Annotated in this window: 14 protein-coding genes and 1 riboswitch; all 14 genes read left to right on the top strand. The window is 45.6% G+C overall.

What is annotated here, in order from left to right; translation table 11 throughout:
* Positions 1–79 precede the first annotated feature (79 nt).
* The 14 genes from PRIO_RS31205 (at position 80) to wecB (ending at position 14,981) form a co-directional block, all read left to right on the top strand.
* Positions 80–1,246: an FtsW/RodA/SpoVE family cell cycle protein gene (locus PRIO_RS31205; RefSeq protein WP_020426797.1), complete on the top strand. Its 1,167-nt coding sequence runs from the start codon at positions 80–82 to the stop codon at positions 1,244–1,246.
* A 92-nt stretch (positions 1,247–1,338) separates the two neighbouring features.
* Positions 1,339–2,094 (top strand): stage II sporulation protein R, encoded by a 756-nt coding sequence (gene spoIIR, locus PRIO_RS31200; protein WP_046507697.1) that lies wholly within the window; start codon positions 1,339–1,341, stop codon positions 2,092–2,094.
* Positions 2,095–2,243: 149 nt separating this feature from the next.
* Entirely contained in the window at positions 2,244–3,461 is a 1,218-nt protein-coding gene (locus PRIO_RS31195) for an L-threonylcarbamoyladenylate synthase (protein WP_046507694.1), read from the top strand.
* A gap of 74 nt (positions 3,462–3,535) precedes the next feature.
* Positions 3,536–4,108, top strand: a complete 573-nt coding sequence (locus PRIO_RS31190) for a manganese efflux pump MntP (RefSeq protein ID WP_020426233.1) — start codon at positions 3,536–3,538, stop codon at positions 4,106–4,108.
* A gap of 55 nt (positions 4,109–4,163) precedes the next feature.
* Positions 4,164–4,751: a low molecular weight protein arginine phosphatase gene (locus PRIO_RS31185; protein WP_020426232.1), complete on the top strand. Its 588-nt coding sequence runs from the start codon at positions 4,164–4,166 to the stop codon at positions 4,749–4,751.
* Positions 4,752–4,801: 50 nt separating this feature from the next.
* Positions 4,802–4,884, top strand: a riboswitch (ZMP/ZTP riboswitch).
* A 191-nt stretch (positions 4,885–5,075) separates the two neighbouring features.
* Entirely contained in the window at positions 5,076–5,729 is a 654-nt protein-coding gene (locus tag PRIO_RS31180; RefSeq protein WP_020426231.1) for a TIGR01440 family protein, read from the top strand.
* 89 nt (positions 5,730–5,818) lie between these two features.
* A complete protein-coding gene (locus tag PRIO_RS31175; protein ID WP_039785575.1) occupies positions 5,819–7,069 on the top strand; it encodes a serine hydroxymethyltransferase in 1,251 nt (416 codons plus the stop codon).
* 289 nt (positions 7,070–7,358) lie between these two features.
* Positions 7,359–9,068: an ABC transporter ATP-binding protein gene (locus tag PRIO_RS34255; protein WP_052741552.1), complete on the top strand. Its 1,710-nt coding sequence runs from the start codon at positions 7,359–7,361 to the stop codon at positions 9,066–9,068.
* 18 nt (positions 9,069–9,086) lie between these two features.
* Positions 9,087–9,791, top strand: a complete 705-nt coding sequence (locus tag PRIO_RS31165; RefSeq protein ID WP_052741550.1) for a S8 family serine peptidase — start codon at positions 9,087–9,089, stop codon at positions 9,789–9,791.
* A gap of 16 nt (positions 9,792–9,807) precedes the next feature.
* Positions 9,808–11,982: a radical SAM peptide maturase, CXXX-repeat target family gene (locus PRIO_RS31160; protein WP_046505998.1), complete on the top strand. Its 2,175-nt coding sequence runs from the start codon at positions 9,808–9,810 to the stop codon at positions 11,980–11,982.
* A complete protein-coding gene (locus tag PRIO_RS31155; protein ID WP_046505996.1) occupies positions 11,975–12,271 on the top strand; it encodes a CXXX repeat peptide modification system protein in 297 nt (98 codons plus the stop codon). The genes PRIO_RS31160 and PRIO_RS31155 overlap by 8 nt, the downstream gene beginning before the upstream one ends.
* 77 nt (positions 12,272–12,348) lie before the next feature.
* On the top strand, positions 12,349–12,513 hold the full coding sequence (locus PRIO_RS37565) for an AC3_0185 family rSAM-modified Cys-rich RiPP (protein WP_082118155.1): 165 nt from the start codon (positions 12,349–12,351) through the stop codon (positions 12,511–12,513).
* A gap of 602 nt (positions 12,514–13,115) precedes the next feature.
* Complete coding sequence (gene upp, locus PRIO_RS31150; protein ID WP_020426095.1) at positions 13,116–13,745, top strand: uracil phosphoribosyltransferase; 630 nt, start codon at positions 13,116–13,118, stop codon at positions 13,743–13,745.
* An 81-nt stretch (positions 13,746–13,826) separates the two neighbouring features.
* Positions 13,827–14,981, top strand: a complete 1,155-nt coding sequence (gene wecB, locus PRIO_RS31145; RefSeq protein WP_020426094.1) for a non-hydrolyzing UDP-N-acetylglucosamine 2-epimerase — start codon at positions 13,827–13,829, stop codon at positions 14,979–14,981.
* Positions 14,982–15,173 lie beyond the last annotated feature (192 nt).

Here is a 15,173-nt window from a genome sequence, read left to right as displayed (position 1 = left end):
CGGCTTCGCTCTAAATATGTGCTTTAAATGTATATATAGCGGGCAAGCCTAAATCCGGACATAGTTAGGGGTCTGTTCCATGCTGCAAAGGTTCAAAAAGATAGATGGTGTCATCGTTGTTGTGCTGCTTATGTTGATGGTCATCAGTATTTTATCGATATACAGCGTGACGCACGGGCGGAAAGACGATGGATTGCACATCCAGATGATTAAGTGGTACGGGGTGGGCTTCGTTGCTTTTTTTGGACTGTCCCTGTTTGATTACCGGCTTCTGGTTAAATATGCACATTATATTTATATGCTGGGTGTGGGGATACTGGTGGTGGTCAGCTTTGTAGGTAAAGTGAAAAACGGGGCAAAGGGATGGCTCGAGGTCGGAGGGTTAAGCCTGCAGCCGGCGGAGCTGTTCAAGCTGATCCTGATTCTTGCACTCGCTGCACTGCTGGTCCGCAAAAACAAGGATGAGCTTCTGTTCTGGCGTGATGTCGTGCCGCTCAGTCTGGTGGCGCTGCTGCCGTTTGCGGTCGTCATTATCCAGAACGATCTGGGCAACGCGCTGAGCTACATGGTCATTCTGGTCGGGCTGCTGTGGATTGGCCGGATAAAATGGTCCCATGCCCTGATCGGTCTGATTATTTTTGGCGGTTCGATATTCGGTTTTATTTACAGCTATATTAACTATCATGAGCAGATGACCAGTTTTCTCAGCGAGACCATCGGCCGCAAGCATTTTGTGGCCCGTTTTGACCCCTGGCTGGTCCCGGAGCTGGCCAGCAGCGACGACAGCTATCAGACGCGGAATGCCAAAATAGCCATTGCCTCGGGCGGGCTCAGCGGAGAAGGATATATGCAGGGCGGCTCGGTCCAGTCCGGTAAAATACCGGTGCTGTATACGGATGCGATATTTGCACAGATTGCCGAAGAGTTCGGCTTCGTAGGGGCGGCATTGCTCCTGCTGCTGTTTTTTATTCTGATTCACCGGATGATTATGATCGCTCTGGAATGCCGGGAACGTGCAGGGCCTTTTCTGATTATTGGAATTGTGGCGATGCTGCTGTACCAGATATTTGAGAACATCGGGGCGTATATCGGCCTGATGCCGCTGACAGGAATTACGCTTCCCTTCATTAGCTATGGCGGGACCTCTATTGTGATTAATATGGCCAGTATGGGGATTGCCATGAGTGTGCTGCTGTATGGACAGGATGTGGAGGAAGATTTGCCTGCGCCGGCAGTATATTTTTGAAGGCAATAAATTAATAGATTAATAGGTTTGCAGTCTCTCTTCCCTGGGCATACTAGGGGCATAAGAGTTTTGTGGGAGAGGGGCTGCTGAAAATGGAACGGAGCAAGACAGGAAGACAGGATTCCTTACGGGTAACTTTTAAGTATACTGCCATTTTAATTTGTTTTTTTATGATCCTCATGATGGCCTGGGAAGGGCAAAAAACCGATGCCGCCGTAGCGGAGGCGACAATTCCGCAGGATTCGATACGGCTGCGCATTCTGGCAAATTCAGATGCGGCTGGTGATCAGCAGGTCAAACGCCAGATCCGTGACAGTATAGTCGAACAGATGAACCAATGGGTGGCCTTGCTGGAAGATCCGCAGAGTCTGGAACAAGCCCGGACGCTGATCCGGGGCCATTTGCCCGAGCTGAATGCACTGGTGGCCCGGGAGCTTGAGGAACGGGGTATTGATTATGGTTATAAAGTAGAGCTGGGCGTTGTTCCGTTCCCGACCAAAATGTACGGGGGCACCGTCTATCCGGCTGGGGAATATGAAGCGGTGCGGGTCACGCTGGGCGCAGGCCGGGGGCAGAACTGGTGGTGTGTGCTCTTCCCGCCGCTCTGCTTCATTGATGCAGGCTCGGGAGATGCGGCGGCGCCTGCCGCGGCTAAGGCCAAGACCGTCTCGGCTGCTGCAGCCGGAGAAGGGGCCAAAGTGAAGGCAGCGGGGGATGGAGCGGTTACAGCTCCCGATACTGGCGCAGCCGATGCAGCAGGCGGGGAACCGGAAGCGCCGAAAGTACGCTTCTTCTTCTGGGAGCTGCTGGAGAATATCTGGAGCTGGATCAGCGGATTATTCAACTGAGCTTCTATGAATCTATAACGGCCTATGTTACGATATAATGTGAATTGAAGTGGATTTCCTGCGGCGCCACCTGGTGGGGCCGCTTTTGCTGAGAATATAACGTTTCAACTTGTATATTTAACACCTTATTTAGAAAGCTTGTGATGATAATGAAAGAACCCCAAGATTCCTCATTCGCGGTCCAGCGCCGCAGCGGCCAAATCCGTTCCACCCGGTACTGGAAGCTGTCAGCGGCAGGAGGACCTGGCGTGGACCCTGCACTCTATCCGCAGAGCGAAGGTGACCGGCAAGCCATTGCAGAGGCAGCGGCTCTATTGCGGGAAGGAAGCACTGTCGCGTTCCCGACGGAGACGGTGTACGGGCTGGGGGCGGATGCCCGCAGCACGGCTGCGGTAGAGGCGGTTTTTGCCGCCAAGGGCCGGCCTTCGGACAATCCGCTGATTGTGCATATTGCCCGGCGGAGCGATCTGGACAGGCTGGTGACGGAGGTGCATCCTTCTGCGGCGGCGTTGATCGGCGCTTTTTGGCCGGGCCCGTTAACCGTAGTGCTGCCCGTCCGTCCCGGCGTATTATCGCCGCTGGTAACGGCGGGGCTGGACACGGTTGGCGTGCGGATGCCGGACCATCCGCTCGCGCTGGCGCTGATCCGCGCGGCAGACTGCCCGGTGGCCGCGCCCAGCGCCAACCGCTCCGGGCGGCCCAGCCCTACACTGGCCGCCCATGTGCTGGAAGACCTCGCCGGATATATCGGCGGGGTGCTTGACGGCGGCGCGGCCGGGGTCGGCCTGGAGTCGACCGTCGTGCAGGTGCAGCCTGACGGGACGGCCGTTGTGCTCCGCCCCGGCGGCATCACCGCCGAGCAGCTCGCGGCGGTGCTCGGTCCCGGAGCCGTCGCTGCGGCTCCGGCAGCTGCGGAAGCGCCTGCGGCGGCTTCCGCCCGGTCCCCCGGCGCGGCGCAGGCCGCCGGGGACAGCAGCCCGGCGCCGCGCGCGCCGGGCATGAAGTACACGCACTACGCCCCGCGCGGAGCGCTTGGCGTAGTGCGCGGGGCTTCCGCGCGGCGCGTGGCGGAAGCCGCCGCGGGCCTGCTGCAGGCGGCGCAGCGCGCCGGCGAGATCACGGGCCTGCTCCTCTTCGAGGAGCATCAGGCCCTGTATCCCGCCGGGGCGGCCGCCTGCGTTGTTTCCCTCGGCTCGCTGGCCTCGCCGGAGGAAGGGGCGCGCTCCCTGTATGCCGCGCTGCGGCGCTTCGATGAAGCGGGAGCGACCTATATTCTGGCCGAGGCCTGCCCGGATACCGGCCTCGGCGCCGCAATCATGAACCGGCTGATGAAAGCCGCCGGAGGCACCGTTATCGACGCAGGCTGACCCGCCCAGTCATGAATCCCTTCTTGTCCGCATATGGTTGTGGTACAAGACTTTCGGACTCTGGAGGTATGGGCATGGACATGGGGGGAGTATATGCTGGCTGGGGCCAGATTGTAACGATTGCCATTATGGCAATCGCACTGGGGATGGATGCTTTTTCACTCGGTGTGGGCATCGGGATGAAGGGCATCCGTCTTTTGCATGTGCTGCAGCTCAGTCTTCTGATTGCTTTTTTTCATGTGCTGATGCCGCTGCTTGGTTTGTTTACAGGGAGCTATGTCGGACATTTGCTCGGACAAGTTACTACTTATGCCGCCGGAGGACTGCTCGTGCTGCTGGGTGGACATATGGTGTTCAACTCCTTCCGGGCGGATCATTCCCGCCGTGAACCTGTCAATCACCGCACATTCTGGGGGATGCTGCTGATTTCACTCAGTGTGAGTGTAGATTCATTCTCCGTAGGGGTTTCCTTGGGGATGTTTGTGAATAGCATAACACTAACCGTGCTTGCTTTCGGAGCCTGCGGGGGTCTGATGTCCATTTCGGGCCTGCTGCTGGGCCGGAGGGTCAGCCGTGGATTAGGAGATTACGGTGAGGCGCTGGGCGGAGGGATTCTGCTTGCGTTTGGCTTAATGTTCATCTTCTGATACAATAACATGCACAACAAAAATTTTGCTTAATTCTTTCATGGAGGTGGAAAGTATGCTGCATATTTTATTCGTCTGCACAGGGAATACATGCCGTAGTCCTATGGCTGAGGGGCTTCTCCGGAAACTTGCGAAGGAGCGGGGAATTGACGTCGAAGTGCGGTCTGCAGGCGTTTCCGCCATTTCCGGTACTTCCATGTCCAGACATGCCGCAGCGATTCTGCGGGACGAAGGAATTCATGATCAAATCCTGTCCACGCAGCTAAATGCAGAGACCGTAGCCTGGGCGGATCTGGTGCTGACCCTCACTGGGGGGCACAAACGCCACTTGCTGCAATATTTTCCTGATGCCGTTGCGAAGACTTATACCCTAAAAGAATATGTCTACGATGAAGAAGCCGTAAACGCAGATATCCGTGAGCTGGATAGCCTCTATGCCGATGCCGAGCTTAGCCTTGCACTTGGCGGGGAGCCGAAATCGGCTGATCTGCAGCGGATCATAGAAATCCGTCAACGGATTCCAAGCTTTGATATTTCCGATCCCTTCGGAGGCCCGCGGGAAGATTATGAGCTGGCCGCTGCCGAAATCCGAACAGCGCTGCACAGTCTTCTGGATAAGCTGGAGTCCTTACGCCGGTTATAAACATGGTTGATTTTTCGCGGCCATTCCTATAAGATGAAATAAATATTACCCGGTTCCGGTGTAACTGGCGACAAGTGTGGATCAAACCACGATGGAGCACTGGAATAAACGGCCGGTCGCCTGGGCAAAAGAGCACATCCGCAGCCACCTGCGGACTGCTCTTTTTTGTTTAAAATACAGCATACTGTTAGGTTTAGCTTTTCGAAGTAATATAAGGATGTATATGTTTCGCTTTATGAATCATCCTTATATTTCTCGCTGAAACGGTACTGCCCTAAAAGGGACAGCAAAGCCGTTTCTACTTGCTTGAGGGAGGCTTGAGTGATGGATCATGTCATGAAGCAGGACTCACGGGTGAATCCGGCAGCCAGCAATGCAGCCGGGGATGCCGGTCAACCGGCAGGGGCGGAGCTGTCTTTAACGGCTGCAACCGCTGCTGTGGTAAGGGAGCTGTCAGACGCCGGGAAGCTGGGGCCCGGCAAGATTCTTGTTGTGGGCGCAAGCACAAGTGAAGTGGCCGGGGTCCGTATTGGCACCGGCGGCGCGCTTGAGGTGGCTCAGCAGCTCTTGGAGGGGATTGTCCAGGTTGCTGCGGAGAAGGGATTTCATCCGGTATACCAGTGCTGCGAGCATTTGAACCGTTCGCTGGTGATGGAACGCTCACTGCTGGAGAAGCTAGGGCTGAGGGAAGTGTCGGCGGTGCCGATTCCGGGAGCCGGGGGTTCAATGGCTGCCGCTGCGTACCGCTCGATGGCTGATCCTGTGCTGGCGGAAACCGTGGAGGCCCATGCCGGTATCGATATCGGCGAGACGCTGATCGGCATGCATTTGCGCCGGGTAGCCGTCCCTTTTCGGCCAAGCCTGCGCTACATTGGTTCGGCCCGGGTGAATGCAGCCTGGAGCAGACCTCCGCTCATTGGCGGGGAACGCGCGGTATACCGTAATCCGGAGACCAGCGGATCACGCAGCTGCGATTAAGGAAACAAAGTTAGTTGACGGAATGCTGTGATTATAGTTCATCTTCACACAGGCAACATAAACTAAAGAGCACTAGGGAGGAAATAAGAATCATGGAACAATTGCGTAAGAGTGACCCGGCAGTACTGGAAGCGATGGGACTGGAGCTGAGCCGTCAGCGTGCCAATATTGAGCTTATTGCCTCGGAGAATATCGTCAGCGAAGCTGTAATGGAAGCGATGGGTTCTGTGCTTACGAACAAGTATGCCGAAGGGTATCCCGGCAAACGGTATTATGGCGGTTGTGAAGATGTGGATATCGTGGAGAATCTGGCCCGTGACCGCGCCAAGCAGCTCTTCGGTGCAGATCATGCCAATGTGCAGCCGCACTCCGGTGCCCAGGCCAATATGGCGGTTTATCTTGCCGCGCTGAATCCTGGCGACACTGTCCTCGGAATGAACCTGGCGCATGGCGGCCATCTGACGCACGGCAGCCCGGTGAATGCTTCCGGATTGCTGTATAATTTTGTGGCTTATGGCGTGCAGGAGGATACGTTCCTGATTGATTATGATGAAGTGCGCAAGGCAGCCTTCAAACACCGTCCTAAGCTGATCGTAGCAGGAGCAAGCGCGTATCCGCGTACAATTGATTTTGAAGCCCTCGGTTCGATTGCGAACGATGTAGGCGCGTTGTTCATGGTGGATATGGCCCATATCGCCGGACTGGTCGCTGCAGGCCTTCATCCGAGCCCTGTACCGCATGCCCATTTTGTTACTACAACCACACACAAAACGCTGCGCGGCCCCCGCGGAGGTATGATTCTCTGCAGACAGCCTTGGGCGGCGGCGATTGACAAGGCCGTATTCCCCGGCTCGCAGGGCGGACCGCTGATGCATGTGATTGCGTCCAAAGCCGTTTCCTTTGGTGAAGCTCTTCAGCCTTCTTTCAGAACCTATGCCGAAAATGTAGTGAAGAACGCCAAGGTGCTGGCAGAAACTCTGATCGGCGAAGGAGTCAACATTGTATCCGGCGGTACGGACAACCATTTGATGCTGCTCGATACCCGTAACTTGAATATTACAGGCAAAGATGCGGAGAAGGTCCTTGATTCAATCGGCATTACGGTGAACAAGAATGCTATTCCGTTTGATCCAACGAGCCCGTTTGTAACGAGCGGTATCCGCATCGGTACACCTGCAGTCACTTCGCGTGGAATGAACGAGCAGGCGATGGTAACCATCGGCCGCATCATCGCCAGCGTATTGAAGAACCCTAAAGATGAAGGCAAACTCGCCGAGGCTGCCCGTGAAGTAGCCGCACTTACTGAGCAGTATCCGATCTATCCGGGCCTGCAATACTGATTGGATCAAGCTAACTGTTGTGTATGAACACAGTATCGGTACAATATTTCCTTTACGAAGCTTGGAAAAAATAAATAATTACATGTAGGTTCCTCACCAATTACCGATTATTGAAGTAATCAGTAATTGGTGAGGTTTTTTATTTATGTTAATTATTGTTTTGTAATAAATACTAAGAAAAAATTAAATATTCACACAAATGTAACTATATTACAAAACTTGATGTGGACAAAGTGGGTGAATAAGGATATTGTTAGATTATAAGACATTAATTATAAAGGAGTGGAAGATGAATAAAATAAGCAATTTTGCGACTGCTTTTAAAAAAACTTCCAAATATATAAAAAAACACCAAACAACTTATTCTTTGAATTTAGTTCTGGTTATAGTTTCAGTTATTTTAAATCTAGTTCAACCTTTGATTTGGGCTAATACTATAGTCTCTATATTTAAAAGTGAATTCATAGAAGTATATAAATATTGCGCTTTTATGGTTGGATTTTACTTTCTGCAAGCATTGGTTAACTATGTACAATCGTTATTGGCTTCGCATTTAAGTGAAGAAATTACCTTCGACTTGAAAAGTGAAATGTATCACAAACTTATGGGATTACCTATGAAGGCATTTGATGATACCCCGGCAGGTGAATTGATATCGAGGTTACAATATGATCCTGAAGCTGTAGCGGATATTGTAATCAACAAGTTCACTTTATTATTAGTGAACATTTTAAAATTTTTGACTGTTATAGTTATAATGTTTTATTTACATATTGAGTTGACGCTGGTTACTTTAACTTTAGTTCCTTTTTCAATCGGGTTGTTTTTCTTTTCAGGCAAACTTATGAGGAAACAGATGATGGCGATATCGGTTTTGAAGGACAAGTTCTTTTCTCATATACAAGAGTCATTCACAGGAATCAAGACCATTAAAGGTCTAAACATTCAAGAAGTTAGAAAGCTTGAGTTTAATAACATTTTAAATATTCTAAAAAAGAAAAGTATTACGACCCGAAACTATTCAGCGTTGTCTCAGAATATTTCTCAATTCTTTATGTTTTGCACGCAAGTAGCAATTATTCTTGCAGGATCTTTATTTGTATTAAAATATAAAACGCTTAATATTGCATTTTTTCTAGCTTTTAATAATTATTCCTCTCAATTCACATCTTCTGTAATGGAAATAATGGGATTAAACTCGAGTTTGCAGCAAATGGCAGTATCTATTCAACGCATATTACATTTGCAAGAAAATTTTGACTTAAAAGAAGAAACATCAGGTGACATACATAAAATCTTGACGGGAAGGGTGAAATTCATAAATGTGAGCTTTGCCTATGATATAAGAACTCCTGTGTTTAAAAATATAAATGTTGAAATATATCCTAATAGTATGAATGTGATTATTGGACCAAGTGGGGGAGGTAAAACAACCTTTTTAAATTTGCTCCTTCGATTCTATCAACCATCCTCTGGGCTTATAGAAATCGATGATATTAATATAGATGATCTCAGTGTATTAACAATTGGTGAGGGGATATCAATAGTAGCGCAAGATTCATTTTTTTTTAATGACACCATATTAAATAATTTGTTATTGGTAAATGCAGACGCTTCGTTAGAGGATGTATATATGATTTGTGCACAAGCGCATATTCATGATTTTATCATTACACTTCCCGAGGGGTATTCGACAGTTATTGGGGACGGAGGTTCCAATTTATCGGGGGGACAGAGACAGAGACTTGCGGTTGCAAGGGCACTTTTGAAAAAATCTAAAATACTATTATTTGATGAACCTACCTCTTCTTTAGATAGAGAATCGCAACAATTTATTAATGAGATAATGCTTAATCTTTCGAGAGAACACACGGTAATTGTAATAACTCACAATTATTCGAATTTACACAATGCTGATCATATTTTCTACATTAACAATGGAGAAATAATTGAGTCTAAAGAAGATGAAATTAATTTAGTTAATGCGAGGTATGTTTAAGTTAGGAGGTTGTTGTTTATGGTCACTTCCGATAACGATCGCCAAAATATCCATATATCAATAATTGATAGCGGAATTGATGTGAGTAAACTAGCTCTTAACTGTTATGTGGCTTCATCCTTCAATTATTGGATTGATGAAAAAGGTCATGTGGATTTCAAGTGTGCGGCTAACTGTTCAAATGACCATGGAACGATTATAGCAATTGCAATAAGGCATATCCATGAAAGTGTGAGATTTAATAGTCACAACATACTTGACAAAGATTTAAAATCGGACGGTCGAATCCTAATATCGGCTTTAAAACATGCAATTGAAGAAAATCCTGACATTATTCATATGAGCTTAGGAACAAGTAAATTGAAGTATTACTTACCTTTAAAAATTTTAATTAGAAGAGCCTGTAAAAATGGAATAATAATAGTTTCTGCGGCCTCAAATACGGGAAAGATATCTTTTCCTTCGAACTTTAAAGATGTTGTTTCTGTAAAGGGAGATGGAGATATTAATTGCAATCAATATGATTTCAGAGAAGGGTATTTTATTGCTTCGAATAATGTTATGGATATTCCCAATATAAAATACATAGACAACTACGAAAATTATAGAGGAACAAGTATGGCAGCAGCATATATAACGGGTCAAATAGCGAAAATAAAAAGTGAAAGGGGGGGTGAGGCTAGAAATATAGGTGTTTTATTGAAAAGAAAAATAAATATTTAAACAAATGGAGGTACTCATGATGGCTGTTATTCCATATCAAATGGGCGAGTTTACAAAGGATTGGAGAGATAGTGAGGCCCAGGTAGTAACTTTTTGTATTACTGAAGATTGTAATCTCGCCTGCAAATATTGTTATATTGTTGGAAAAAATACAACCAATAAAATGAGCTTTGAAGTTGCTCGTGACGCGGTTGATTTTATATTAAGAAACTCGGAAGGTTTTAACCATGATGCCGTAATATGGGAATTTATAGGTGGAGAGCCATTTCTTGAGATCGATCTTATTGATAGGATTTGTGATTACATTAAGGTTCAAATGTTTACCTTAGAACATCCCTGGTTTGGAAATTATAGATTTAGCTTCTCATCAAATGGAATATATTATGGAACTCAAAAAGTACAAAATTTTATTAAAAAAAATCGTCATAAAGTAAGTATTGGAATAAGCGTTGATGGAAACCAAAAAAAACATGATCTGCAGCGAATATTTCCAGATGGAAGAGGATCGTATGATTTAGTTGTGAAAAATGTACCCTTATGGCAAGAACAATTTCCGAATACACATACCAAAGCAACATATTCCCATGAAGACATTCCCTATTTAATGGACAGTGTAATAAGTCTGTGGAATTTAGGAATTAAAGATGTATCTGCCAACATTATTTATGAGGATGTTTGGCATGAAGGAGACGAATTGATTTTTGAAGACCAATTGAAGAAATTAGCTGATTACATTTTAGAAAATGATCTTTGGATAGATCATAAAATTAGGTTCTTTCAAAAAGGATCGTTTGGGTTGCCCTTTACCGAAGAAGATCTAAATTCTACTTATTGCGGTACTGGGAATATGGTTGCAATAGACTATCAAGGAAAGCTCTATCCCTGCCTAAGATTTGTTGATTATTCATTGAATAATAGAGAAGGTTATTCAGTTGGAGATATATATTCGGGATTTAACCGGGATAAATTGAGACCCTTTGAAGTCCTGACAATAAGAAATCAAAGTCCAAAGGAATGTATTGAGTGCAGTGTTGCTAGTGGCTGCTCCTGGTGTGTTGGGAACAATTACGATGTAGCTGATTCAGGGACTATATTTAAAAGAACTACATTTAATTGTGAGATGCACAAAGCAAATTGTCGTGCTAATGATTATTTTTGGAGTAGATTTGAAGAAAAAACTGGTATGACTGTAGATAGAAAAAAAGGAAGATTACATAATACTAGGCAGAATTATCTTCAAATTATTCTCTCAACAGACGCTTCATTCAATTGTTTAGTACCAGAGAATAATAAAGAAGTCACCTATATGGAAGAGGATATTTATTTTGCAGGGTTGGAGTTCTGTGAAAGAAATAATTTGATCCCGGTTTTAGTAGGTGAAATCCCGTCTAGCAAGTCGAATAGGAGTGCTTTAAGAGTTGGGGGGAGCTATAATTCTGAAAATCCAGAAAATTCAATTATAGTATTTGATCATAGTGTTAAACAGTTGGATATGATCATTCCTGCCAAGAGCAAAAATTGTATTCTCATTATAAGTAAAAATGAGATAAGTGAATTAACTCAGTTAATAGTGAAAATAAATCTCAAATTCTCTAGAGTAAACCTGGTTATTTCTGATCTAGAACAATGGAGTCAACAAGATTTGGATAGTTATGATAATGAATTGCAAAAATTATCTGAATTTTTACTTTCAAGCTATTCTAGAATCGGGGAACCATTAGAATTAAACGTGCTCACCGACATATTGCATCTAGATAAAATGTCTAATTGTGATGCAGGGGAACACACCTTTACTCTTGCACCTAACGGGAAGTTTTATACTTGTCCTGCATTTTACTTTGAAAATGAGAAAAATTTTATAGGTGATCTTACAATAGGGATAGATATAAAAGATAAAGAAATGCTGAGTGTTGAAAAATCACCTATCTGCAACTCATGCGATGCCTATCATTGCAGCAGATGTAAATATTTAAATAAAAAACTAACCTCCCAAATTAATATACCGTCAAAGGTTCAATGCACGATTAGCCACATTGAACGTAATAATTCTCATAAACTCAAGCTGATGATGAATGAAAATGGATTTATTGTACACAACAACTTTGAGAAAGTTAACTATGTTGATCCGCTTGAATTAATACTTTCTAAGAGAAATAATACCAAATTAAAAGGGAGTGAAATTAATGTCTAATGAAAAAGTAGGTATAGTTTCAGAGCAGGAAAAAGATGAAATATTGAATCTGTATGAAAGAAAGACTGCTCTTCAAGAATTGTTTTCCTCTTTACCTTGTTTGAATAATGATATTGCAGAAATAGAATTAATATATGAAAAAATTGTAGCTGACTTAGGAAAAACAACGGTTAAACTTGAACACTGGTGGAGTGAGAAGGCTCGTAAGTATACTTGGAAATCATCTGCAAACGGAAGTTGGAAAATAGATTTTAATACAAATGAGATTTTTTTGATCAAAGTTGAATAAATGATTGTTCTAGAGGTGGAATCAAATCCATTGATCACCAATCCTTCAGCAAAACTTTAAAAAGGAGGTGAGAGAGAATGCGTCATTTGTTTTCTAAAACAAGTAACTCAAGAAGCGATGTGCAGGGATATGCATGCGGAACTTGTACATGGGGAAGTTGCGTAGGTGGCTGCAATACGAACTGCAATTGGTCCTGTAGTATTGGTTGTTTAACAAATTGTAGCGGGAAAGTAATATGGTAGTTTAGAAATTATTCATTGCAAGTATTCACAAGTAGTTTGAATAAAAATGCTCTAAGGATATTGATATCAGGGGTTAACCGGGTTGCTGGTTAGCCCTTTTCAATTTGTCAACTATGATATTCTTTTTAAGAAGTTTTATCTTACAAAAACGTTGTAATGGAGAATGTAATCCGGATATTAAGAATGTTATTCCCAAGTTTATAATTGAGCACAAAAGTAAAGCCTAGACGTATACAAATAATTTAACTAAAAAAGAGGTTCAGGAAAAATGGATATCTCATTAAATTGTTAAATAAATGTTCACAGAAAAGGAGTGTAATTAAACTGATTCATTCTGAGGAATTTACATATTGTTCATGGAATTTTCGATAAAAATAGTGAAAAAAATGTGAATTTCATGAAAGTGAAGAAAAAACAATGAAAACTTTGACTTTTTTATTAAGCATATTTAACTATTCACAGATATATTTCTGATAGCATGTATATTTCGCTGGATGAAATGCATCTCTAAGGATGATATAATAGACAGGATTTAGCCATAGGAGAAGCAAAAGCGCTTTCTGCGGCTATAGATAAGACTTACAATTACCGGAGGGACAAGAATGGGAAAATTGGTGATTTGCGATCATCCTTTGATTCAGCACAAATTAACATTTATTCGCGACGTGCGGACGAATACGAAAGAGTTCAGAGAGCATGTTGATGAAGTCGCTACACTTATGGCATATGAGATTACGCGGGATATCCCGCTGGAGACTATCACCGTTCAGACACCGGTAGCAGAGACACAGAGCAAAGTGATTTCCGGAAGAATGCTGGGTCTGATTCCGATTCTGCGTGCGGGACTGGGGATGCTTGAAGGCGTGCTGAAGCTGCTTCCTGCAGCCAAGGTAGGGCATGTCGGACTGTTCCGTGATCCGGAAACCCTTCAGCCGGTCGAATATTATATCAAGCTCCCTACGGATGTCCAGGAACGCGAATTGATTGTGATTGACCCGATGCTGGCTACAGGCGGCTCTGCCATTGCTGCGATTACCTCGCTGAAGAACCGCGGATGCACCCAGATCAAGATGATGAACCTGATTGCCGCTCCGGAAGGCGTTGCCGCTGTACAAGCTGCCCACCCGGATGTAGATATCTATGTTGCTGCGCTGGATGATCATCTGAATGAGCACGGATATATCGTGCCCGGGCTTGGAGATGCCGGAGACCGGCTGTATGGAACCAAATGAACTTCAATCAAGTAGTAGTACTATAGAATAAAACAAACAGACCAAACAATAATGAGGATTTGTGAAGAGAGGGTAGGGGTTATGTCCAAAATTAAAGTGATGACGATTTTTGGTGTGCGCCCCGAGGCGATCAAAATGGCGCCTTTGGTCCTGGAGCTTGCCAAGCATCCCGAGCATATTGAATCCGTTGTTTGCGTAACAGCGCAGCACCGTGAACTGCTGGATCAGGTGCTTGAGGTATTCAAGATTACTCCTGATTATGACCTGGATGTAATGAAAGACCGCCAGACGCTGAATGAAATTACGATCCGGGTACTGGAAGGGCTGGAGCCGGTGCTTCGGGAAGCGAAGCCGGACCTGGTGCTGGTGCATGGGGATACACTTACCACCTTCCTCGCCAGCTACGCTTCTTTCCTGCAGCAAATTCAGGTAGGACATGTAGAAGCAGGACTCAGGACCTGGAACAAGCTGTCTCCGTATCCCGAGGAAATGAACCGTCAATTGACGGGAGTTCTTGCCGATCTGCATTTTTCTCCGACTGACTGGTCAGCGGGTAACTTGAGACACGAGAACAAAAAAGAATCAAGTATTTATATCACAGGCAACACCGTAACTGATGTGTTTCAATATACCGTACAGCCGGACTATCGGCATCCTGTACTGGATTTTGCTTCAGGAAAACGACTTATTTTAATGACGGCGCACCGCAGGGAATCTCAAGGCGAACCGCACCGTCATATTTTCCGTGCTGTCAAAAGAATCGCTGATGAATTTGAAGATGTAGCTATAGTCTATCCTGTGCATCCGAGTCCGGCAGTCAAGGAACCGGCGCATGAGATACTTGGCGGACACCCGAGAATCAAGCTGATTGATCCGCTGGATGTCGTTGACCTGCATAATTTTTATCCGCATACCCACCTGATATTGACCGATTCCGGCGGCCTGCAGGAGGAAGCTCCCTCCTTTGGAGTTCCCGTGCTTGTGCTGCGTGATACAACCGAGCGCCCGGAAGGGATCGAAGCCGGAACGCTGGAGCTTGTGGGCACGGACGAGGAGAAGGTGTATCAACGGACACATGCTTTATTGACTGATCAGGAGCTGTATCAGTCCATGAGCCGGGCCGCCAACCCGTATGGAGACGGCAAAGCCTCCGAAAGAATTGTCAATGCGATTTTGCACCATTTTGGTGTAATTCAAGACCGTCCGGAAGAGTTTCACAGAATGTTCACAAAATGAACAAAGTAGCTTGAAATCGATATTCTGAATGCACCGAAATCAACATACAGTAAAACTGTACGGTTTATATGGTTTTGGAATCTTATGCTGTGATTATTTTCATACTTTCATCCGAAAAAGCCATGATTTGCGCTGGATTGACAAACTCTTGTAACATTCAGTAAAATGAATGGGACTTCTAAGGATGTGTTG

This window comes from Paenibacillus riograndensis SBR5 (genome assembly GCF_000981585.1).
Classification (GTDB): Bacteria; Bacillota; Bacilli; order Paenibacillales; family Paenibacillaceae; genus Paenibacillus_AQ; species Paenibacillus_AQ riograndensis.
Note: the sequence above shows the minus strand (reverse complement) of the source record. Positions and strands in the feature narration are given on the sequence as shown.

Excerpts from the sequence above, each read along its gene's own strand:
- wecB (WP_020426094.1), top strand. The coding sequence starts at position 13,827 with ATGTCCAAAATTAAAGTGATGACGATTTTTGGTGTGCGCCCCGAGGCG.
- PRIO_RS31205 (WP_020426797.1), top strand. The coding sequence starts at position 80 with ATGCTGCAAAGGTTCAAAAAGATAGATGGTGTCATCGTTGTTGTGCTG.
- PRIO_RS31180 (WP_020426231.1), top strand. The coding sequence starts at position 5,076 with ATGGATCATGTCATGAAGCAGGACTCACGGGTGAATCCGGCAGCCAGC.
- PRIO_RS34255 (WP_052741552.1), top strand. The coding sequence starts at position 7,359 with ATGAATAAAATAAGCAATTTTGCGACTGCTTTTAAAAAAACTTCCAAA.
- PRIO_RS37565 (WP_082118155.1), top strand. The coding sequence starts at position 12,349 with ATGCGTCATTTGTTTTCTAAAACAAGTAACTCAAGAAGCGATGTGCAG.
- spoIIR (WP_046507697.1), top strand. The coding sequence starts at position 1,339 with ATGGAACGGAGCAAGACAGGAAGACAGGATTCCTTACGGGTAACTTTT.
- PRIO_RS31190 (WP_020426233.1), top strand. The coding sequence starts at position 3,536 with ATGGACATGGGGGGAGTATATGCTGGCTGGGGCCAGATTGTAACGATT.
- PRIO_RS31165 (WP_052741550.1), top strand. The coding sequence starts at position 9,087 with ATGGTCACTTCCGATAACGATCGCCAAAATATCCATATATCAATAATT.
- PRIO_RS31160 (WP_046505998.1), top strand. The coding sequence starts at position 9,808 with ATGATGGCTGTTATTCCATATCAAATGGGCGAGTTTACAAAGGATTGG.
- PRIO_RS31155 (WP_046505996.1), top strand. The coding sequence starts at position 11,975 with ATGTCTAATGAAAAAGTAGGTATAGTTTCAGAGCAGGAAAAAGATGAA.
- PRIO_RS31185 (WP_020426232.1), top strand. The coding sequence starts at position 4,164 with ATGCTGCATATTTTATTCGTCTGCACAGGGAATACATGCCGTAGTCCT.
- upp (WP_020426095.1), top strand. The coding sequence starts at position 13,116 with ATGGGAAAATTGGTGATTTGCGATCATCCTTTGATTCAGCACAAATTA.
- PRIO_RS31195 (WP_046507694.1), top strand. The coding sequence starts at position 2,244 with ATGAAAGAACCCCAAGATTCCTCATTCGCGGTCCAGCGCCGCAGCGGC.